This window comes from Streptomyces sp. NEAU-174, assembly GCF_052665095.1.
This window is the reverse complement of sequence record NZ_JBQTCE010000017.1, coordinates 221,815-243,396: the sequence shown is the minus strand read 5'-3', so window position 1 is coordinate 243,396 and position 21,582 is coordinate 221,815. Positions and strand designations below refer to the sequence as shown.

The window sequence follows — 21,582 nt, the reverse complement described above, 5'->3', positions numbered from 1 at the left end:
CGGCACCTGGGCGAAGGCGGGCCGCCCTGTGCATCATGCCGTGGCGAGACGCATGACCGCGGCGTCGGTGGCCTCGCCCGCCTGAAGAATTCCCTGCGGCCGACCTCGGCTGAGGACGAGCACACGGTGGGACAGGCCCAGGACCTCGTCGAGGTCGGAGCTGACCACGATGACCGCCATACCGGACCGGGCCAGCTCCGCGATCACCTCGTAGATCGCGGCACGGGCACCGACGTCGATGCCGCGGGTCGGCTCGTCGAGGATCACGACCTTCGGCTTGCGCTCCAGCCACTTGGCGATGACGACCTTCTGCTGGTTGCCGCCGGAGAGCGTGCGTACCGGCTGGCCCGCCCGCCCCTTGACGGTCATGACCTTGATGGCGTCGCCGGCCACCGACGCCACCCGCCGCGGGCTCAGCCAGCCCCGGCGGGCGATCCGGTCGAGGTTCGGCAGGGCCACGTTGTCCCCGATCGACAGGTCGAGTACGGCCCCCTGGGCCTTGCGGTCCTCGGGAACGAGCACCATGCCCGCCTCGATGGCGTCGCGGGGCCCGCGCAGCCGCAGCCTCCGGCCCTCGACGGCCACCGACCCCCCGGTCACCGGGTCGACCCCCGCGATCGCCCGTACCAGTTCGGTACGGCCCGCCCCGACGATCCCCGCGATGCCGAGCACCTCGCCTTCGTGAACCGTGAACGAGACGTCCCGGAAGGAGGCGTTCGCCAGATCGCGCACCTGGAGCACCTCCCGCGGGCCGGGGGCGCCGGTGTCGGGGAAGATGCGCTCGATGCTGCGCCCGACCATTTCCTCCACCAACTGGGTCACGGGCACGTTCGCGGTCGGGTGTGTGGCGACGCACTGTCCGTCGCGCATCACCACCACGCGGTCGCAGATCCGGGCGATCTCCTCCAGCCGGTGGCTCACATAGATGAAGGACATGCCGTCCTTCCGCAGCGCGTCGATCCGTTCGAAGAGATGATCGGTCTCCTCGCCGCCGAGAGCGGCCGTCGGCTCGTCGAGGATCAGCAGGCGTGCGTCGAGGGTCAGCGCCTTGGCGATCTCGACCTGCTGCTGCTGGGCCACGCGCAGCGTCCGGACCAGCCGGCTGGGGGAGATGTCGAGCCCCAGCCGCCGTAGCTGTTCCCGTGCCCGCCGGTTCATCTCGGCGCGGTCGACCCGCCCCCGGCGGCGCGGAAGCCGGCCGAGGAAGACGTTCTCGGCCACGGACAGGTCCGGGAGCAGCCGCATCTCCTGGTGGATGAGTCCGATGCCGTGCTGGATCGCGTCCCCGGGGGACTTGGGCTCGTAGGGCCGCCCCTGCCAGGTCATCCGGCCGGTGTCGGAGGGGAAGGTGCCCGCGACGATGTTGGACACCGTCGACTTGCCGGCGCCGTTCTCGCCGAGCAGCGCCACCACTTCACCGGGGTGCACGTCCAGGTCGATCCGGTCGAGTGCCTGAGTGGCGCCGAAGCGCTTGGATATCCCTCGTACGGTCAGGCCCTGGGAGGCCCCTGCCGCCGGGTGTCGGCCGATGTCCGTCATCGCCGCGTCTCCTCCATGCCGCCGCTCATGGGTGGGTCTTGATGAACTCGGCGGCCTTCTTCTGGTCCTTGCTGGTCAGCAGGAACGCGGGCTGTAGCTGTACGGCCGGGACCTTCTTGCCCTTGATGATGTCCAGGGCGGTGTTCACGGACATCCGGCCCATCTTCCGCGTCTGCTGGACCATCGTGGCGTCGATGGTGCCCTTGCGGACGGCCTTCAGCCCGGCGATGTCCCCGTCGAAGCCGACGATCAGATGCTTCTTGTGCGAACCGGACGCCTTGACGGCCTGGGCGGCGCCCAGCGCCATCGCGTCCGCCTGTCCCCACAGGATGTCGGTGCCGGGGTGTGCCTGGAGCATGTCCTGGGCCACCGAGTACGCCTTGTCCTGCGCCCAGTCGGCGGGCTGCTGGGACACCACCTTGATGCCCGGCGCCTTCTTGAGTGCCTGGCCGAAGCCCTTCTGCCGGTCAACCTGCGGAGTGGTGCCGATCTGGCCCTGGAGGACCGCGAGTTGTCCCTTGCCGCCGGACTGCTTGACGACCCAGTCGCCGAGAGTCCGGGCGGCCGCGACGCTGTCGCTGGCGATGAAGGACTTGCCGGGCTGGCCGGGTGGGTTGCGATCGACTGTGACGACCGGGATGTGCGCGCGGTTCGCCGCCTTCACCGGTACGCCGGCGGCCGTGGCGCCCGCCGGGATGTAGATGATGGCACTCACCTGGCGGCTGACGAAGTCCTGGATCTGGTTGACCTGGGTGGCCGCGTCGCCATGGGCATCGGAGACGACGACCTTGATGCCCTTCTTCTTGGCCTCGGCCGTCACGGACTGCTTGATCTGATTGAAGAAGTCGGCTTGGAGGTTGGCCACGGCCAGGCCGATCGTTATCTGCTTGCCGTCGGCCGTCTTGGCGCCGTCGCCGCCCCGCCCGCAGGCGGCGACGCCGACCAGCATGGCGGCCGCGATCCCGGTGGCTATCACTCGTCGCGTTGTCATGGAACTACTCCTTGGTTGTGCCGGGGTGATCAACGGGGTGATCAACGGGAGGGACCGGGGTGGTCAGCGCGTTTCCCGTCGACGGAGGACGTCGAGCATCACGGCCAGCGCGATCACCAGACCGATGACGATCTGCTGGATGAACGGGGACACGCCCAGCAGGTTGAGTCCATTGCGCAGGACTCCGATGATCAGCACGCCGAACAGCGTGCCGCTGACCGAGCCGACACCGCCGCTGAGGCTCGCTCCGCCGATCACCACGGCGGCGATGGTGTCGAGCTCATAGCCGGTACCGGCGCTCGGCTGGGAGGAGTCCAGACGCATCGTCAGGAACACCCCGGCGAGACCCGCCAACAGCCCGGTCACGGTGTAGACGAGCACCGTCCGCCGCTTCACATTGATACCGGCGAGCCGGGCGACCTCGGCGCTGCCGCCGATGGCGTACAGGGCGCGCCCACCGGACCGGTACCGCATATAGGCCCAGCCGGCCACGTACAGCGCCGCCAGCACGGCGGTCGACGCGGTGAAGATGCCGAGGTACCGGGAGGTGGACAGATTGTCGAACCAGTCGGGGAACCCGACGATCTGCTGTCCGTCGGTGATGACGTTGGCCAGTCCGCGTGCGATCGACATCATCGCCAACGTCGCGATGAAGGGCGGCAGTTTGGTGTACGTGATGCCCAGCCCATTGGCCAGGCCGCAGGCCCCCGCGACGCCGATCGCGGCCACCGCGCTCAGCCACAGCGGCCATCCCTCGTTGTGGGAGAGCCAGCCGACCACCATGGTCGCCAGCGCGAGCACGGCGCCGACCGAGAGATCGATGCCACCCATGACGATCACGGCGGTCATGCCCAGGGCGAGCAGACCCAGGACGGCGGTCTGGTCGACGATGTTGAGCAGATTGCTCTGGGTGAGGAAGTACGGCGTCGCGATGAAGAAGACGACGCACATGGCGACCAGCCCGAGGGCGGGCCCGCGCGATCCCGTGAGCATGCCCGTCAGCCAGGACGGTAGCCGTATGCGGTTGGTGTCCGGTGGTGCGTCAACAGCTGTCGCGGCGCTGCCGGTCGTGCTCATGGAAATCCTCCGAGTGGCTTTCGGTTGCCGACGCCGGTCGGCGCTAGTTCATGAACATCCCGCCGTCGACGTTGATCGTCTGGCCGGTGATGTACTCCGCCTCCGGTGAGGCGAGGAAGAGCAGCAGATGGGCGATGTCGTCATGGGTTCCGGCGCGCCCGAGCGGGATTCCCGCGATCCACTCGGCCATCAGCTCCCCGGGCTGGTAGTCGCCGAGGAGCCCGCCCCAGACGCGGTCGTTGTAGTCCCACATGTCGCTGCCGACGATGCCGGGGGCGTAGGCGTTCACCGTGATCCGGTCCTTGGCGAGCTCCTTGGCCAGGCTCTGGGTGAGGCCGACGACCCCGAACTTGCTGGCCGCGTAGTGCGGCGTATAGATGAACCCCTGGCGTGCCTGTCCCGAGGCGGCGTTGAGGATGCGCCCGCCGCGGCCGTGCCGACGCATCGCCGCCGCCGCGGCCTGGGCGCACAGAAAGGTGCCGGTGGTGTTGACCGACAGGACCTTCTGCCAGTCGTCGTGGGTGAGGTCTTCGAGCCGGCTGATGGTGATGACGCCCGCGTTGTTGACCAGGACGTCGAGCCGGCCCCAGGCGTCCTCGGCGAGGGCGAACGCACGGGCCACGTCCTCGGGCGAGGTCACATCGGCCCGGAGGCCGAGGGCCCCGGTGCCGCTTTCGGCGGCCAGGTCCCTCGCCGTGTCCACCACGGAACCGTCCGCGTCGACCATCAGGACGTCGGCGCCCTCCCCGGCGAACCGGGAGGCGATTCCCAGGCCGATCCCGCGCGCGGCTCCTGTGACGACAACGGCCTGTCCCGCGTATCTCCCCGTCATGGTGTTCCTCCGGTGGCCGAGGGTTCGGGTGTCCGACAAGGGGCGGCGGACGGTGCCGGTTCGGCGGTCGTGGTCGTCCCGGCGCCGGTGGGCGGGGACACCACGGGGGCGGCCGGTGCGGGGCGGTCCTGCTCGGTGGATGCTTGGAGGCGGGCGCGCCGCACCGCCGTATGCCAGGACGCGAGCCTTCGGGTGCGGGTGGCCTCGTCGTCGACCGGCGTGGAGATCGCGCAGGGCCGGTTCAGCTGGTCCAGGGCGGTCTGGTCCCATATCCCCCGGGTCAGCCCCGCGAGGTGGGCGGCGCCCAGGGCCGACAGATCGCGGGCCAGGGCCCGCTCCACGACGCGTCCGCTGGTGTCGGCCTGCAACTGCATCAGCACCGGGTTGGAGCTCGCTCCACCGTCCGCGAGCAGCCGGGCCACCGGGCCGGTCTCCCGTTCGACCGCCGCCACCACGTCCTCGACCTGGAACGCGATCGACTCCAGCGCGGCCCGTGCGATCTGCCCGGCCTCGGTGCCGAGGGTGATCCCGCTGATCAGGCCGACCGCGTTCTCGTCCCACCACGGAGCGCCCAGACCTCCGAACGCCGGGACAATGGTCACGCCCTCGCTGCTGTCGGCGGCCAGCTCCGCCAGTTCCGACGGGGGACGCCCGAGCAGACCCGCCAGCCAGTTGACGGTGGCCCCGGTGGAGCGGATGTTGCCTTCAACCGCCCAGGTCGGGCAGCCGCCGGTCTGCCAGGCGACGGTCAGGCACAGCCCGGAGGACACCCTGGTCGCGGCGGGTATCACGGCCATCACCGACGAACCGGTTCCGTACGTCGCCTTGACCGTCCCCCGCTGCCAGCCCGCATGGGCGAACAGCGCCGCGTGGGAGTCACCGAGCACGGCCGTCACGGGCACCCCGTCCGGCAGGGGCGCCAGCCCGCGCGTCCCGGGGAACGGGCCCTGTGACGGTACGACGTGTGGCAGCACCTCATGCGGTACGTCGAAGATCCGGGTGAGCCGCTCGTCCCATACGCAGCGGCGGACATCGAGCAGTTGGGTGCGGGTGGCGTTGCCGACCTCGATGAGATGCGCCCCGCTGAGCTTGAACAGCAGCCACGAGTCGACCGTGCCCAGGCACAGTTCGCCCGCGCGGCTGCGGCGCCGATCGGGGTCGTGCCGGTCCAGCAGCCAGGCGGCCTTGGGCGCCGAGAACATCGGGTCCAGCGGCAGACCGCTGACCTTGCGGATCAGCTCCGCATCGGGCTCGGCGCGCAGGAGCGCGGGATCGCCCGCCGTGCGCTTGTCCAGCCAGCCGAGCAGCGGGCTCAGCGGCGCCCCGGTCGCCCGGTCCCACAGCAGCAGCGACTCGCGCTGTGTGCTCAGGCCGATGGTGGCCACGCGTGAGGGGTCCTGCCCGTCGAGGCATGCGGCGACGACTCGTCGGCAGCTGTCCCAGATCTCCTCCGCCGACTGTTCGACCCATCCGGGGGCCGGGGTGGCAAGGGCCACCGGGGCGGACGCACCGGCGACGATGTCCCCGCGCCGGTCTACGAGGATCGCCTTGGTCGCGCTGGTGCCCTGGTCCACGGCCAGGACGAGCGGTTCAGCCGTGTTCATGGGACAGCAGCTCCCGGGCGGCGGCGGCGATACCGTCCGCGGTCAGACCGAAGTGTTCCAGCAGGAAAGAGGTGCTGCCGGTGGGCGCGAACTGCCGGGGCACCCCCAGGATGCGCATGGGGACCGGATGGTTCTGGGCCACCAGGCCGGCCACCGCCGCGCCCAGCCCGCCCGTGGTGGTGGCCTCCTCGGCCGTGATGAGACCCGTGGTCTCGCGGGCCGCGCGCAGCACCGCTTCCTCGTCCATCGGTTCGACGAAGGTCATGTTCAGCACGCGTACGCCGATGCCCTCGGCGCGCAGCGTCCGGGCCGCGGCCAGCGCACGGGAGACCAGGGTGCCGATGGCCAGCACCGTGATGTCATCGCCTTCGGTGAGCTGGATGGCCCGCCCGGGCTCGAAGGGTGCGCCCTCCGGAGTGACGGAGGGGATCTTGAAGCGTGGGATGCGCAGATAGACCGGACCCTCATGGGCGGCCGCCCAGCGTACGGCGGCGCGGGTCTGAGCCGGGTCGGCCGGGACCGCGACGGCCAGATCGGCGATGGCCCGCATCCACGACAGATCCTCGATCGAGTGGTGGGTCGGCCCCAGCTCGCCGTACGCCAGGCCGGGGCTCTGGCCGCACAGCACGACGGGCAGACCGTTGTACGCGGCATCTGTCTTGATCTGCTCGGTGGCCCGGCCGGTGAGGAACGGGCCCGCCGCGCTCACGAAGGGAATCAGCCCGCCGTTCGCCAGCCCCGCGCCCACTCCGACGAGGTCCTGCTCGGCTATGCCCACATTGATCAGCCGGTCGGGGTACAGCTCCCGGAAGCGGACGAGGTTGCTCGATCCCACCGAGTCATTGCAGACGGCGACGATCCGCGGGTCCTCGGCGGCCAGGGTGATGAGCTCCTCGGCGAAGGCCTGCCGGCAGTCGTATGTCCGGGTGGCGTTGTCGGGTATCAGATCGGCGGTCATCGGCTCAGCTCTTCCAGTGCGGCGTGGACCTGGCGGGCGTCGGGCACCTTGTGGTGCCACTCCACGCGGTCCTCGATGAACGACACGCCCTTGCCCTTGACGGTGTGGGCCACCACGGCGACCGGCCGGCCCGTGGTGGAGGGCCGCAGAGCGGACAGCAGCTGGGCGTGGTCGTGTCCGTCGGCCTCGCGCAGCTCCCACCCGAAACTGGTCCACTTGTCCGCCAGCGGCTCCAGACGCTTGGTGTCCTCGGTACGGGCGCCCTGCTGGAGGCGGTTGCGGTCGACGATCGCGGTGAGGGAGCCGAGGTCGTAGTGGGCGGCGGTCATCGCCGCCTCCCAGTTGCTGCCCTCCTGCAACTCGCCGTCGCCGAGGACGACATAGGTGCGGTAGGACCGGCCCGAGAGCTTGGCGGCCAGGGCGCAGCCGACCGCTACGGGGAATCCGTGCCCCAGTGGCCCGGTGTTCGTCTCCACACCCGGCACCTTGGTCCGGTTCGGATGGCCGTTGAGCGGGGACAGCGGGGCCATGAACGTGGACAACTCGGACGGCGGGAAGTAGCCGCAGTGGGCGAGCGTGGCATACAGGGCCGCCGAGCAGTGGCCCTTGCTGAGGATGAATCGGTCCCGGTCCGGTCTGCGGGGCTCACCGGGGTCCACGTCGAGGATCCGTCCGAAGAGGGTGGCGAGGATGTCGGTCACCGACAGGTCGCCGCCTATGTGGCCGAGTTGGGCCTCGTCGATCATGCGCACCACGCTGCGCCGCACTTCCGTGGCCAGAAGTTGTAGGTCGTGGGTGTCGGTGGGGCTGCCTTCGTCGGTGATACGGCGGCGTCGCGCCCGGAACCGCTCGGCGCCTTCGGGGTCTGTGCTGAGCATCTGAAAGTCCTTGGTCGCTGACTTCGGTGAGGTCCGGCAGGTCTGGTGCCGCGCCGTCGGGACTACTCAAGGGGGTGGCGGGGAGGACGAGTCGAGGAAGAGGAGTGAATATTTATTCACTAGTGAATTGTGGTGCCCGCAACGTAAGGCGGGTTTCAGTCATGTGTCAATGGGATGAACCGGGGTCAGGCAGATCAGGACTCGCGCGTTCCGCCGCGCTCCGATGCCTTCACCTCGAAGACACCGCCCGGCAGCCGCCATGCCACCGGTGGTCGCCGAGCCATGATTCGATGAACGCATGATCGATGAATTTCTCGCCGGTGATCTCGGCGCGGTGGAGAAGGCGGTCCGCGCGGCGGTCGCCGAAGAGGTCATGCCGCGCTTCCGGCAGCTCGCCGCCCATGAGATCGTCGAGAAGCAGGGCCCGCACGACCTGGTCACCACCGCCGACCGGCTGGCCGAGGAGCGTCTGACCGAAGCCCTCACCAAGCTGCTGCCCGGCTCCGTGGTGGTGGGCGAGGAGGCGGTGCACGCCGATCCGGCCGTGCTCACCGCCCTCGGCGGGGACGCGCCCGTATGGATCGTCGACCCGGTCGACGGCACCCGGCAGTTCGTCCACGGCGACCCCGGCTTCTCGACGCTGGTCACCCTCGCCCACCGGGAAGAGCTCCTCGCGTCCTGGACGTACGCCCCGGTGCTCGACCAGATGGCCATCGCCCGCCGTGGCGGGGGCGCGCTGCTGAACGGCGAGCCGATCCACAGCGGCTCCCCGGAGCCCGGCTCGGCCCTTCACATCGCCATCTCCCACTTCGACTTCACCACCGACGCGGAGAAGCGCACCCTGTCGGGCCTGCGGGCGCCGGAGGCCGAGGTGCGACCCTGCGGCTCGGCCGGTCTCGAGTATCTGAACGTGGCCCGGGGGCTGCTCGACGCCGTCGCCTTCACCTGGGAGAACGCCTGGGACCACGCCGCCGGTCTGCTGCTGGTCGACGAGGCGGGCGGGGCACACAGCACGCTCGACGGCAAGCCGTTCCGGATCAGTGGGGGCAACGCACTTCCTTTCACGGCGGCCAGGGACGAGGCGGCCGTTCGGCATATCCTGGGCCTGCTGGCCGACGCCGGCTGATCGTTCCACCGATACCTCGAGGACGAGGGGGAGCCGACGTGCCGTCCATGCTCGACGCGGTCGTAGTGGGTGCCGGACCGAACGGGCTGACCGCGGCCGTCGAACTCGCCCGCCGCGGCTGCGCGGTGGAGGTCTTCGAGGCCGCGGACACCATCGGCGGGGGCTCACGAACCGAAGAGCTCACCCTCCCCGGCTTCCGGCACGACCCCTGCTCCGCCGTGCACCCACTCGCCATCGGCTCCCCGGCCTTCGAACGGATGCCGCTGGCCCGGTACGGCCTGGAGTGGCTCCACCCCGAGCTGCCGCTGGCCCACCCCTTCCCGGACGGCACGGCCGCGGTGCTGGCCCGCTCGGTCGGCGAGACCGCCATGTCGCTCGGCCCGCGCGACGCCGGCCCCTACCGCCGGCTGCTGGCCCCCTACCTCGGCCGCTGGGCCACCCTCGCCCCCGATCTGCTGCGCGCCCACTGGGACGGGGTGCCCCGCGACCCGATCACCTGGGCCCGCTTCGGGCTGCACGCGCTCCTGCCGGTCGCGCTGCTCGCCGGTCCGCTCCGCTTCCGCGACGAGAAGGCACGCGCCCTGTTCGCCGGGCTGGCCGGGCACGCCATCGCGCCCACCAGCGCACCGGTCACCGGTGGCCCCGCCCTGATCTTCGCCGTCGCGGCCCATGAGGTCGGCTGGCCGATCCCGCGCGGCGGCTCCCAGTCGATCGTGGACGCGCTGGGCGCGTACCTGCGCGCACACGGCGGGGCGATCCACGTCTCCACCGAGGTCAAGCGGCTCGACGAACTGCCGCCCGCCCGCGCCTACATCTTCGACACCTCGCCGCGCGCCCTGGCCCGTATCGCCGGTCTCGGCAACGCCTACCGCCGCTACCGCTACGGGGCCAGTGCCTTCAAAATCGACTACGCGCTGTCCGGCCCGGTCCCCTGGACCGCGCCCGACGCCCACCGCGCCGGCACCGTCCACATCGGCCCCACCTCGGGCGAGATCGGCGCGGCGCTGCGGGCCGCCGTCGAGGGCCGCGACCCCTCCGTCCCGTTCCTGATCACCGCCCAGCCCAGCCTCCTGGACCCCTCCCGCGCCCCGGAGGGCAAGCACACGTTCTGGGCGTACGGCCATGTGCCCAGCGGCTGGAAGGGCGACGCCACGGAGGTGATCGAGCGTCAGATCGAGCGCTTCGCCCCCGGTTTCCGCGATCTGGTCCTGGCCCGCGCGGTGGCCGGCCCACCCGAACTCGCCGCCCGCAACGCCAACTACATCGACGGCGACATCGCCTGCGGCGCCTTCGCGGGCATCCAGGCCGTCATACGCCCCAAGCTCGCCCGCGTCCCCTACGCCACCGCCCACCCTGCGGTCTACCTCTGCTCCTCCGCCACCCCACCGGGCCCCGGCGTCCACGGCATGTCGGGCCACCACGCGGCGCGTGCGGTGTGGCGGAGGCTGCGGGCGCGGTAGGCGGGCGGGGGAGGACGAGCTGGGCGGGGGGAGAGGACGAGCAGTGACGGAGCCGGGCGCCGAGCTGGTGGTGCCGCAGGGGCAACAACACCGGCTGTGGGGACGGACACTGGTGGTCGTCGGCTGGACCCTGCGGATCGTCGGTACGCTCGCGGGGCTCATCGGCATCCAGAGAGGCCGGACGGCGGGCACCGCCCAGGACCCGTGGGGCACCCCCTACTGGGGAAGGGTGCTCATGGCCGCGGGGCTCTTCGTCGTCGGATCGCTTCTCTTCCTGGCGGGGCGCTTTCTCGCGGCCAGGGGACGGCAGCACGTCGCACACATCATCCGCACGCTCGACGAGATCGGCCGCAAGCCCTTCGTGCTCTACCTCCGGCCCTTCGCCGACGATCCGGTCAGGGCCAGGATGCCGTCGCCCGACCCCAACTCCTCCATCGGATCAGTGTTCCGGCTGTCGGGACGCACCCAGGAGGAGACGCTCCGCCGGTTGTTCCGCCCGTTCGGCGTCATGGTCGCCATCGGGAGGCCGGGGGAGAGGCTTCCCCTGCCGGGCGCTCTGCGCGCCTATCTGCCGCTGGACGACTGGCAGGACACGGTCGCTCGGCTGATCGCACAGGCACGGCTGGTCGTACTGGGCGCGGGGCCGGGTCCGGGGACGATCTGGGAACTGGTGGAGGCCGTACGCGCCATCCCACCCGCCCGGCTCGTGCTCATCGTCCACCACGACGAGGCCGTCTACGAACAGTTCAGACGGGCCGCGGCCGCGGAGTTCGCCGCCCGGCTGCCGCGTCTTCGCCAAGAGAAGGGGCCGGGATGGACGCCTCCGGTCTTCCCCGCCTATCCGCCCCTCACCCGCCCCGAACGACTCACCTCGGACTATGTCCTCAAGGGGATGATCTGCTTCGGTCCCGGCTGGGAACCCCGCTTCATACGTTTCGACCCCACCGCCCCGCGACGCCGCAGCCGCGCGGCGTTGGCCAAGGAGGTCAACCGTTCGCTGGAGCCGCTGCTGCGTTATCTGAAGGAGCCCGGCACCGCGCCCGTCCCCGGATCGCCGCCGAACGCGGCGTGACCAAGGCTGAGCCTGACCAAGACTGAGCCTGACCAAGGCCGAACGCGGTCAGCCATTCCTCGCCGAGCCCCGCGGCCACACCGTGCGAACCGGAATGCCCATGGACCGAGCCGCCCGCACCGAGTCCGCCGTACCACCGCCCTTGCCGGACGGCGGTGTGCCGTCCCACACGGCGATCAGGGTGTCCGCGCGCCTGAGGAGTTCCGCGTTCGCCGCCTCGTACGCCTCCCGGCCGGCCTTCCCGAACGGCAAGGGCACCACCTCCGACGCGGCGGCCATCAGACGGTCGAAGACCGGTGCGTGGTCGGGCGTGACATGGGACCTCCGGTAATCCAGCGACGGCACCACGACGACGAGCGCGCCACCCGCCTCCAGGACGGCCTCGGCGAACAGGGTGTCGGCTCCGGGAGCGATACATGACACACCCACCAGCGCGCCCTCGGCGTCGTCCCGCCGCGCCAGCAGGTCGCGCAGCGCGTCGCGCACCAACTCTCTCGTCGGGGAGGTGAGGTCCATATGACCGGTCACGGCGAGGGTCGCCATCGCCACCTCCCGGGCCTTGACGGTCCCCGGACTCTACAGCACCTGATCAGCGGCGACGGCGGGCGGTCGCGGTCATCCGGCGGTGGCGACGAAGCCCAGGAGGTAGGAGAAGCAGAAGATGACCGGCACCCACTGCTCCACGTGCGTCAGGGGCAGATACTTGCGCCAGTCGCGGCCCTCGCCGAGCGCTCCCCACTCCGCCCGGGAGTAGGCGTACGCCGGCAGTCGCTCCTCGAGGGCGCCGATCACGGCGTACTTGGCCGCGTTGAGCTGGCGGTACGAACGCACCATCACGAACCACGCCGCACACTGGGCGAGCAGGATCAGCAGACCGGCGAGAAGTAACCAGGCCGACGCCGTGGCCAGGGCATCGTCCGAGACCGCCGCCACCACCGCCACCACGGCACTGTTGAGCGACAGGAAGAAGGTGTTGGTCAGATTGCGCCGGGCGCTCACCCGGTCCGCCATCTCCACACACAGCTTGTACTGCTCGAGTATCGCTTCCCGGTACCGCTCGGTGGCGGCCGAGTCGGACGGGCCGACGGCCGTGTTCCACAAAGTGTCCTTGATGTCGCCCATGGCATCAGCATGGCGAACGAGGAGGGCGGCGGTAAGGGGTTTCGCGATCGGCGGGCTCAGGGAGTCCGGTCCTTCGGTGCCTCGCGCACCGGGCCGAGTTGCGACTGGATCCATTGGCGCAGCTCAAGACGGGGGCTGTGGTTGGACGCCGGCGAGGGGGTGAAGGGCAGGAAGACGGGATTCCCGTCGTCGGTGAAGCGCATGACCCCGCGCACGGGCGCCCCGCGCCGCCATGCCGCGCCCCGCTCGCCGGACGGGTACCGGGGGAACCGCGGCGGCTGGTAGGCCGCGCCGTGGGAACGCTTCATGTCATCGGCCCGCTCGGCGAACGCCTCGGTGGCGGCACGCCGGAACGCCTCGTAGCTCTCGGGATCCGCACGCACGAGGACGAGAAGCCGGGTGGGCGGGAGCACCCGGCGGGCCTCCGTCAGCGCCCACAGCGCTTCGGTACCGGTTCCGGCGACGAGGACCACCAACTGGGCCCGCGAGATGGCCTCCGACAGCGCGCGCCGCCACCCCTCCGGCGGCAGATAGAGGCGTACCGCTCCCGGCAGCCCGCCCTGCTCGCCCGGCTCGCCGGTGGCGATCAGCCTGCCGAGGGGAGCGAAGGTCTTGGCCAGCTCCTCCTCCACGGTGAACTCCAGCCAGGGCGAGATGAAGTCGTTGACGCCTTGCCGGACGGGGCTGTGCAGGTAGAGCGCGGGCTCCTCGGGACGAGGACGCGGGAACAGGACGTAGGGCGCGGGCCCGATCTCCGCCGGTGACCGCAGCAGCGTCGTGGTGTGCTCGCGCGCCCAGCGGCGCAGGGGTCGCCAGAGCGCCCCGCCCAGCAGCGCGGCCCACCATGAGCACAGGGCCATTCCGATTCGCCCCATGGTGCTCAGCTCGGTCCTGATCTCGATGCCGACGGCTATGGCGATACCGAGAGCGGCGAGACCCACGGTCATCAGCACCACGATCACGAAGACACCGTGGACCACCCAGCCGACGGCGGGACGCCGGGGCGTTCGGCGGGAGTCCGCGGCCGTCTTGGGGTGCCGCAGTTCGAGGCGTTCGACAAACCTGTCGAGGTGGTAGCTCACCCAGGACCAGCGGCGCCGGGCGGGCACCAGCGTCGGGTCGAGCCGCTCGAACTCAGGGCTCCATGCGCCGTCGAAGTGGACGATTCCCTGAAGGATGGGCAGCGTCGTCGCCCGGTCCGGCCGGTGCAAGGGCGGATACGGCGGCAGAGCCGGGGCCTCAGGAGGCTCGGCGCCGATCCGGCCCAGTTCCCCGGCGCGTTCGGCGAAGGCGGTGGGCACGGCCCGGCGGAATCGGTCGTACCCCTCCTGGTCGTCCTGGATGAGCAGCAGGAGGCGTGACGCCGGCAGCAGCCGGACCGCCTCGGTGAACTCCCACAGTGTGCCCGGACTGGTACCGGCGACGATGAGGACGAGCCGAGCCCGCCGGATGAGATCGCTGACGACGGGTTTCCAGCCCTCCAGCGGCAGATAGAACCGGGTGGCTCCGGCGAAGGGCAGTTGCTCGCCCGGACGGCCGACCGCGATCACCTTGCCGAAGCGGGAGAACTTCTGGGCCGTGAGTTCCTCGAACGTCGTCGTGGAGGCCAGGAGGGATTCCACGTTCAGCGTTCGTCCGACGGGCAGTCCGCTGCCCCTTCCGTAGGAGGGCGCCATGGCGTAACCGGTCCGGTCGAAGCTGAAGGGGCGGAGGTAGAGGACGTACGGCTGCTCCCCGAGGTCGTCGGGAGAGCTCAGGACCGGTGCGATACGCCGTCTCGCATGGCGGTGCACCCTCCTGGCGAACTCAACCGGTGGCAGCCCGCCGACGAGCCCTGAGGCGCACAGCAGAACTCGGTCCCGCGGGGGCAGGTCGGCCATCGTGTCGGTGCCGATCGCCGCCCCGAGGGCGATCACCGCGGCCGGGACCAGGGCACCGGCCGCGAGGACCGCACCCGTCACGACCGTCACCCAGGTGAGGACCGGGCGGCGCCGCTGCCGCGCCGGGGAGGGATCGCCCGGTCCGCCCGCCGGTTCGGTGTGGTGGCCTCGGCCGTACGCACCGAGCCGGGCGCCGCAGAAGAAGAGCAGCGCGCCGCCGACGGCCAGCAGCCAGCACACGACGACCCCGCGCAGATAGGGATCCGGCAGGATGCTCAGCGGCCAGACGCCCGCTCTGGGGACGGCGAAGAGATGGCCGCCCAGCAACTGGACGAGCACCACGATCAGAAGGGCCGTGGCCAGCGCCCGCACCGGCCAGGCGGCGGCCCGCGCGGCGAGACCGCGCATCCGCGCCGAGCGGTCTTGGGATTCCGTTCCGGACATAGCTCTGCCAGGCCCTCCCCGTTCGTCAGGCGTGACGCCGCACAAACACCTGGGGTGAGCTTGACACCACTGAGAGTGTCCGGGCAAACGGCCTTGTCACCGTCGTGCCCCGGCTACCGCGAGCTCGCGCCGGGCGGCCGCCTCAGTGAGGGACAGTGCCTCAGCGCGGGACAGCGCCTCAGTGCGGGATGGTGTCGATGACCTCGCGGGCGCCCTGCCGGAGGAGGGCCACCGCGACCGACGTGCCCAGGGTGGCCGGGTCCAGGGGGCCCGCCCATTCGTGGGCGTCCAGGACCGTCTTGCCGTCGGGGCTGAAGACCCGGGCGCGCAGCGAGAGGCGGCCGTCGCGCTCGGCCCTGGCGTAGCCCGCGATGGGAGAGTTGCAGTGGCCCTGGAGGACATGCAGCAGCATGCGCTCCGCGGTGATTTCCTTCCAGACCGCGGCGTCGCCGAGCCCGGCCACGGCCTCGATCGTCTCGGTGTCGTCCTCCCGGCACTGGAGCCCCAGCACTCCGGCCCCGATCGGCGGGCACATGGCGTCCACCGGCAGGATCTCGCTGATCCGGTCCGTACGGCCGATCCGCTCCAGACCCGAGACGGCCAGCAGCAGCGCGTCGCACTCGCCCGCGTCCAGCTTCTCCAGCCGGCGGTTGGCGTTGCCGCGCATCGGCACGCACTCGAGCTGCGGGTGGGTGATGGCCAGCTGGGCGACGCGGCGGACCGAGGAGGTGCCGATCCGGGTGCCCGCGGGCATCTCGTCGAGGGTCAGCCCGCCGGGGTGGATCACGGCGTCGCGGATGTCGTCCCGCTTGAGGTAGGCGGCGAAGACCGTGCCCGCGGGCAGCGGACGGTCGGCGGGCACGTCCTTGATGCAGTGCACCGCGAGATCCGCCTCACCCGCCAGCAGCGCGGCGTCCACCTCCTTGGTGAACGCGCCCTTCCCGCCCAGCTTCGACAGATCGCCCATCCACCGGTCGCCGGAGGTGGTGACCGGTACGACCTCCGTACGGATCCCGGGCCGCAGCGCGGCCAGCTCGGTACGGACCCGCTCGACCTGGGCGAGGGCCATGGGGGAGGAACGGGAGACGATGCGGATCAAATCGGCGGACATGGCGTAGAGGATAGGCCCTCGCGGCGGGCGCTATGTCCCGGCCCCGGGGAACCCCTCCGCGACCAGGGCGGCTAGGTCGATGTAGGCGTCGAGGGTCCTGGGCGCGAGCCGTTGGAGGTCGATTTCGCCCCGGGTTGCCAGATGCCCGTCGTACGGCACCACGGCCACGCCGCGGCAGCGCTCCCGGAACCCCGCCGCGAGGCCCTCGTAGTGATCGGTCCAGGGCACGTCGTGCGACATGTTGATCACGGTGATGGCGCGTCGCACCAGATCCGCGTGACCGTCCTCGGCCAGCCGGTCCAGGGTGCTGTGCGCGCTCCTCATGTGCTCGACCGATGGAGTGGTGACGATGATCAACTGGTCGGCGAGATCGACGATCCCGCGCATGCTGCCGTGCAGCGCGCCGGTGTCCGAGTCGCTGAGGACGATCGGGTAGTGCGGCGCCAGAAGGGTCATGACGCTGCGGTACTCCATGTCGTCGATCGGGGCCGCCCGGCCCACGAGACTCATCGGGGTGGTGTCTCCGACGAGGACCTCGAGCCCGGAGGGCAGTCGCGAGGTGAAGCGCCGGATGGAGTCCGCGTCGTCGATGGGAAGACCGGCGCGGGCCAGATCGTGGACGGTCCCCTCGGGCCGTCCGTCGACCCGGCGGCTGAGCGAGTCACCGCCGGGCATCGCGTCCACCGCGATGACCTGGTCCTGGCGCTCGCCCGCGAGGACCGCGCCCAGGGCGAGGGTCGTGATGGTGCGCCCGGCACTCACGGGGCGGCTGATCACCGCGATGCGGTGGCAGGACGGCAGCGGCGTACGGATGAGGTCCAGCTTGCGCTGCCGCTGCTCCGCCCTGGCCGACCGCCCGCCGAGCCCCACGAGCGCGGCCAGGCGGGAGCGGGTGGAGCGAGGGGGCCGCGGCGGCTCGGGAGCCGTCGTGGGGGCGGGCCCGGCGTCCGGCGCTTGGGTGCGGGCCGAGGTCTCGACCTCGTACGACATCGAGGTCGGCGTGGTCGGCAGGCACTGGACGAAGACGTCCGCCACCCGCCCCGCCGACGGCCGCCTGCTCGGCCGCTCGTCCAGACAGGCGGAAATGATCGAGAGCAGATGGGGGTTGCGCCACAGCTCACCGGTGCGGATGAGGTCACCGGTCGGCTGCGCGTCGCTCAGGGCGCGGAGGATCTCACCCATCGCGTAGACGCTGTCCGCGGCGGTGGGAGCTCCCGGGAGGCCGTCGTTGAGGCTCGCGTCGGTCCAGCCGATGAGCTTCACCGTTCCGTCGGCGACGAGCACGGTGTCCGCCGTGAGGATCCCGGGGGCGATGCCCTTGAGCGCGCACATGTTCACCGCCTCGGCGACGCGGAGACCGATGGTGGCGGCGTGCACGGGGGCCAACCGGGGTGAGCCGTCGGGTTTCCGGCCCAGGAGCGAGGACAGCGGTGGGGCCGGTGAGCCGTCGGGGAGCCGGGCGCATTCCATCACGAGCCACGGGGGGTCGCCGGAGGAGGCGTCGACGAAGAGCCGGGGCGCGTAGTGCCCGGACATCCGCCGCAACGCTTCCGCCTCGATCCGCAGCTCCCGATGGGCGCCCGGGGCGACGCGTATCACCACATCGTTCGACGCGCCCGATCGACGGGCCAGATAGACGTCCTGCCCCCGGCTGCCGCCCAGCCTGCGGTAGGCCCGGTACCGCTCGAACGACGGCAGGCCGCTCTCCGGCTCCGTGCGGGGCGGTGTCGTGGACAGCTTCGCGCCGCACGCGCCGCAAAAGCGGTCGAACGGGTCCAGTGGCTCGCCGCACAGCGCGCAGGTGGTGCGTTCCCCGGGGCGCGGCCGGGGCTGCCCGGCGCGGGCATGCGGCGGCGCGGCGGCCGGCTGGAAGTCCATGAGGAATTCCCAGATCCCGCGTGGGGTGTGGCGGCGGGGGTTCTCCCGGCATGCCATCACCATGGCGCGGAGCGGTTCCCAGACGGCACCGCTCCAGCGCGGGATGAAATACAGCCCCGGGGCGGGCCGACGCGTCTGTGCCCCGCCGCCGAGGCACAGCAGGATGTCGCCCAGCGCACCGACGACATCCTCGGGGGCCGGCGGGCGGCCCCCGGCGGACGCCGGGGACGCCACCCCGTCGATGGTGGCCGACGACCAGCCGGTCAGGAGGATGTCCTCACCGGCGATATGCACGGTGCTGACGCTGAGGTCGCCGTGCACCATCCCCGCGCCCTCGGAGATCCGCACCGCGTCCGCGACCTTGCGGGCGAGCGTGAGGGCGGTATGTCCGTCCCAGCGCTCTGGGCTGGTGAGGAGGGCGTCGTCCAGCCGGTCCCCCCACCGCTCGGCGTCGGCGCGCAGGACGAAGTCCAGCCGCTCCCCGATGAGGGCTTCCTCCGCGACCCACGGAACGTCGTCGTTCAGCCCCTCGCGCAGCAGACGGCGGGCGTAGCGGCCGTCCATCCGGCGCAGCGCCTCCGCCTCCACCGCCAGCAGGTCGGCGTCCCGCTGGCCGCGCACACGCCGCGCCACCTGGACGATGGCCTCCGCGTCGTAGGGGTCCCGGCCCAGATACGGGTTGAGCCGCGCCCCCGGTGGACCGGCCATCGTCAGCCGGTACGGACCGATGGTGCGTGGATCTCTGGGCTCCAGACGGCGCCACTGCTCCGCCGCCGTACGGGTCGTGAACGCCGACGACAGCGATGTGGCCCCCAGCCGGGCCGCCAGCCGTCGCTCCACCGTGCTGAAGGGCCGGGCGCCCGGCGGGAGCCGGTCGGTGCCGCCCGGGTCGGCCAGCCAGGCCGGGAAGTCGGGGGAGCGGCCCGCCAGTTGCTCGAGGCGACGGCCGATCAGCCGGCTGGTCGCGACCAGCTCGGTCAGCGGCACCGCGCCCAGCAGCGCCCGCTGGGCCGCGTCGGTGAAGGTGAAGGGGCGGTGTTCGGGCGGCAGCGGATCCGGACCCGCCGAGGCGGGCGGTTCGACGGGGCGCATCAGTCCGCCCAGGAACACCTCGGCCAGCCGCCCGGTATCGGTCCGGCCGTCCACCGCCTTCTGCACCATCCGCATCACCGGCACCGGCAGTGGGGCCACGGCGGCGAGATGGGCCGCCAGCCGGTACGCCTCCGGGGACGCCGCGTCCCGGAAGCGCTGGACGCGGCCGAGCTCATCGGCCGGGGCGGGGACGGCTACGGACGGGGCGGAGGCGGCTGACGGGGCGGTACGCGGGCCGTCGTGCGGGCCGTCGCGCGGCGGGACCAGCAGCGGGAGTACCGCCGTACCGCTCGCGGAGGCGATCAGCCGGGCCCAGTCGGCCAGCGGCCCGGCGTCCGGCTCCAGCACCGGAACCGGCACCCCCGCGAAACGCGCCAGGGCGGCGGGCAGCACCGGATCCGCGACCGTCCAGTCCGCGTTGGCCGAGCCCGGTCTGCGGGTACGCACCTGCCAGCGCCGCGTCCGGATCCCGGAGCCCTCCCACAGCCGGGGCGGCAGCGCGTGCACCACCGCCGTGGGGCCGAACCCCGCCCAGCGCGCCAGCACTTGGCCCATCCGCCCGTCCCGCCACGCCGCGCCCACCCCGTCGCTCACCACGAGCACCAGGGTGTGCCCGGAGGGGTCGGACAGCGCCGTCGTGGGCAGCAGGGGCGCTTCCGGGGCGTACGGGCGGGTGCGCAGCGCGGGTGCGCCACCGCCGCGCGTGTGCAGGCCCAGCACCCGGACGACGCGGAAGGCGCCCGAGCGCTGGAGTACGGTGCGCAGCTCGACGGCGAGCCGCCGCCACAGCAGCATCGACATCCCGTCGTCGATGACGAGCGCGAGATCGAGCCAGCGTTCGCGGGCGGGGCGGGTCACCACGTCCGGCAGACCGGTCTCGGCGAGCGCCGTGGCGGTGGCGGCCTCGTCGAACTCCCGCTTGAGCGGATTGGGGCGGTGCTGTTTGAGCGGGCGCAGGGCGCGGCCGATGGAGAGCTCCTGGCGCAGCGCCTTGTCCTCGGGCACGCGCAGCGGCAGCGCGCGCCGCGCGTCCGCGGATGTGCCCTCCACGCCCTCCGCCCCCTCCGCACCGGGCGCCTGACTGCCGCCGTACAGACCGCGCAGCCGCTGATCGCCACCGCGCGGGGCCCGGGCGGGCCGCTGCTCCGGCGGATCGTCCGGCCGCCCCTCGGCGGGGGCGGACGGACGGGCGCCGGGCACGCCGCCGTTGGCCAGCGCGGTACCGGCAGGCGCGGTCCGCTGCTCGGTCCGCTGAGCGGAGGCGGTCGGCGAGGCCGTGGTCGCGGTCGCGGAACGGGGATTGGGCTCGGGGCGCGTGGCGGGCAGCGCCGCCCCGCCGCGCGTCACCGCGCGGGCCAGGGGCGCCCGCTCCGCGCCCTCCTCGGGCAGCCTCCCGGCCAGCCAGAGCGCGTCGAGCAGCTCCTCCCCGGACAGCTCGAGACCACTGGCGGCGAGCACCGCGACCGCCTCGTCAAGCCGCCCCAGCCGCCCTGCGCCGGATTGCCCGGTATGGCCCTGCCCCGCGCCACCTTGCCCGCCGTCACCCCGTTCGGCGCCGCCAGGCTCCGCGTCCCCCCGGCCCATGCGTCACACCGCCCCGCCCAGCCGGTGCAGCACCGCTTCCAGCAGCCCGTCCGCCGTCACGTCCATGCCGCCCGCCCGCAGGAACACGGCGTTCAGCAGCTGGTCGGTCGCCAGCTCGCGGGCCGCACGGCGGCGGAGAAAGGCGTCCAGGAGCTGATCGACGTCCTCCAGCGCGTCGTCTCCCAGATGCGCGGTGACGATCGCCCGCAGCCGCGACTCGTCGGGGGTGGGCAGTTCCAGCCGGACGCAGCGGCGGAGGAAGGCGGGCGGGAAGTCGCGCTCGCCGTTGCTGGTGATCACCACGACCGGGAACTCCTCGCACACCAGGCGGCCCCGTCGCACCGTGGCCCGCTCGCCCGCCCGCTCGGTGAGCACCTCCACCACCGACTGCTCCTCCGGCAGCCGGGCCAGCTCGGGGATCTCGAACTCGCCCTCCTCGAAGACGGTCAGCAGATCGTTCGGCAGGTCGACATCGCCCTTGTCCAGCTCGTCGACGAGCAGCACCCGGGGACGTTCGCCCGGCACCAGCGCGGTGCCCAGCGGCCCGAGCCGTACGAAGCTGCCGATGTCGGGCTCGGCCTCGCCACGGTCGCGGGTCAGGGCCGTCTCGCGCAGCCGCCCGATCGCGTCGTAGCGGTAGAGCGCGTCCTGCACGGTGGACCGGCTGTTGACCGGCCAGCGCAGCACCTCGCCCAGGTCCATCTCATGCGCGATCGCCCGCGCGAGCGAGGACTTGCCGGTCCCCGGGCTGCCGGTGACGAGCAGCGGACGCCGCAGATGGAGGGCCGCGTTGACCACGTCAGCGTGTTCGGGCTCGATCAGATACGGCGCCGGGCGCGCCGGACCGGACGGCGCCCGCTCCCCGTCGGGGACTGCCCGCCCCGAAAGGGTGGGCAGAAGGGGGAACACAGGAGAGGGGGGGAGTCCCCACCCC

Annotated in this window: 16 protein-coding genes; 3 read left to right on the top strand and 13 right to left on the bottom strand. The window is 72.1% G+C overall.

Annotation, left to right across the window (positions count from 1 at the left end; all coding sequences use genetic code 11):
- Positions 1-33: 33 nt before the first annotated feature.
- The 7 genes from ACT2CW_RS39180 to ACT2CW_RS39150 all read right to left on the bottom strand — a co-directional run bounded on the left by ACT2CW_RS39180 (position 34) and on the right by ACT2CW_RS39150 (position 7,879).
- Positions 34-1,539, bottom strand: a complete 1,506-nt coding sequence (locus tag ACT2CW_RS39180) for a sugar ABC transporter ATP-binding protein (protein WP_445520040.1) — start codon at positions 1,537-1,539, stop codon at positions 34-36.
- 25 nt (positions 1,540-1,564) lie between these two features.
- A complete protein-coding gene (locus ACT2CW_RS39175; RefSeq protein WP_445520039.1) occupies positions 1,565-2,530 on the bottom strand; it encodes a sugar ABC transporter substrate-binding protein in 966 nt (321 codons plus the stop codon).
- Between the two features lie 63 nt (positions 2,531-2,593).
- Entirely contained in the window at positions 2,594-3,607 is a 1,014-nt protein-coding gene (locus ACT2CW_RS39170; protein WP_182473597.1) for an ABC transporter permease, read from the bottom strand.
- 43 nt (positions 3,608-3,650) lie between these two features.
- A complete protein-coding gene (locus ACT2CW_RS39165) occupies positions 3,651-4,439 on the bottom strand; it encodes an SDR family oxidoreductase (protein WP_182473598.1) in 789 nt (262 codons plus the stop codon).
- Entirely contained in the window at positions 4,436-6,043 is a 1,608-nt protein-coding gene (locus ACT2CW_RS39160) for an FGGY-family carbohydrate kinase (protein ID WP_445520038.1), read from the bottom strand. Before ACT2CW_RS39160 ends, ACT2CW_RS39165 begins: the two co-directional genes overlap by 4 nt.
- Positions 6,030-7,001, bottom strand: coding sequence for a transketolase family protein (locus ACT2CW_RS39155; protein WP_432048634.1), 972 nt, complete (start codon positions 6,999-7,001; stop codon positions 6,030-6,032). Before ACT2CW_RS39155 ends, ACT2CW_RS39160 begins: the two co-directional genes overlap by 14 nt.
- Positions 6,998-7,879, bottom strand: coding sequence for a transketolase (locus ACT2CW_RS39150; RefSeq protein WP_182473601.1), 882 nt, complete (start codon positions 7,877-7,879; stop codon positions 6,998-7,000). Before ACT2CW_RS39150 ends, ACT2CW_RS39155 begins: the two co-directional genes overlap by 4 nt.
- Positions 7,880-8,177: 298 nt before the next feature.
- Between ACT2CW_RS39150 and ACT2CW_RS39145 the strand changes: the two genes are divergently transcribed.
- The 3 genes from ACT2CW_RS39145 to ACT2CW_RS39135 are packed head-to-tail and all read left to right on the top strand — an operon-like array spanning position 8,178 to position 11,537.
- Entirely contained in the window at positions 8,178-9,005 is an 828-nt protein-coding gene (locus ACT2CW_RS39145; protein ID WP_445520037.1) for an inositol monophosphatase family protein, read from the top strand.
- 47 nt (positions 9,006-9,052) lie between these two features.
- Positions 9,053-10,465, top strand: coding sequence for a phytoene desaturase family protein (locus ACT2CW_RS39140; RefSeq protein ID WP_445520049.1), 1,413 nt, complete (start codon positions 9,053-9,055; stop codon positions 10,463-10,465).
- A gap of 43 nt (positions 10,466-10,508) precedes the next feature.
- Complete coding sequence (locus ACT2CW_RS39135) at positions 10,509-11,537, top strand: hypothetical protein (RefSeq protein WP_414083214.1); 1,029 nt, start codon at positions 10,509-10,511, stop codon at positions 11,535-11,537.
- A 48-nt stretch (positions 11,538-11,585) separates the two neighbouring features.
- Here ACT2CW_RS39135 and ACT2CW_RS39130 read toward each other — a convergent pair whose 3' ends face one another.
- The 6 genes from ACT2CW_RS39130 to ACT2CW_RS39105 all read right to left on the bottom strand — a co-directional run bounded on the left by ACT2CW_RS39130 (position 11,586) and on the right by ACT2CW_RS39105 (position 21,545).
- On the bottom strand, positions 11,586-12,080 hold the full coding sequence (locus ACT2CW_RS39130) for a hypothetical protein (protein WP_182473604.1): 495 nt from the start codon (positions 12,078-12,080) through the stop codon (positions 11,586-11,588).
- 72 nt (positions 12,081-12,152) lie between these two features.
- Entirely contained in the window at positions 12,153-12,659 is a 507-nt protein-coding gene (locus ACT2CW_RS39125) for a RipA family octameric membrane protein (RefSeq protein WP_445520036.1), read from the bottom strand.
- A 56-nt stretch (positions 12,660-12,715) separates the two neighbouring features.
- Positions 12,716-14,983, bottom strand: coding sequence for a hypothetical protein (locus ACT2CW_RS39120; protein ID WP_445520035.1), 2,268 nt, complete (start codon positions 14,981-14,983; stop codon positions 12,716-12,718).
- A 178-nt stretch (positions 14,984-15,161) separates the two neighbouring features.
- On the bottom strand, positions 15,162-16,094 hold the full coding sequence (hemC, locus tag ACT2CW_RS39115) for a hydroxymethylbilane synthase (protein ID WP_445520034.1): 933 nt from the start codon (positions 16,092-16,094) through the stop codon (positions 15,162-15,164).
- 30 nt (positions 16,095-16,124) lie between these two features.
- Positions 16,125-20,522, bottom strand: coding sequence for an SAV_2336 N-terminal domain-related protein (locus ACT2CW_RS39110; RefSeq protein WP_445520033.1), 4,398 nt, complete (start codon positions 20,520-20,522; stop codon positions 16,125-16,127).
- A 129-nt stretch (positions 20,523-20,651) separates the two neighbouring features.
- The gene (locus ACT2CW_RS39105; RefSeq protein ID WP_445520048.1) at positions 20,652-21,545 is read right to left on the bottom strand and encodes an AAA family ATPase; all 894 of its coding nucleotides are present in this window, start codon (positions 21,543-21,545) and stop codon (positions 20,652-20,654) included.
- Positions 21,546-21,582 lie beyond the last annotated feature (37 nt).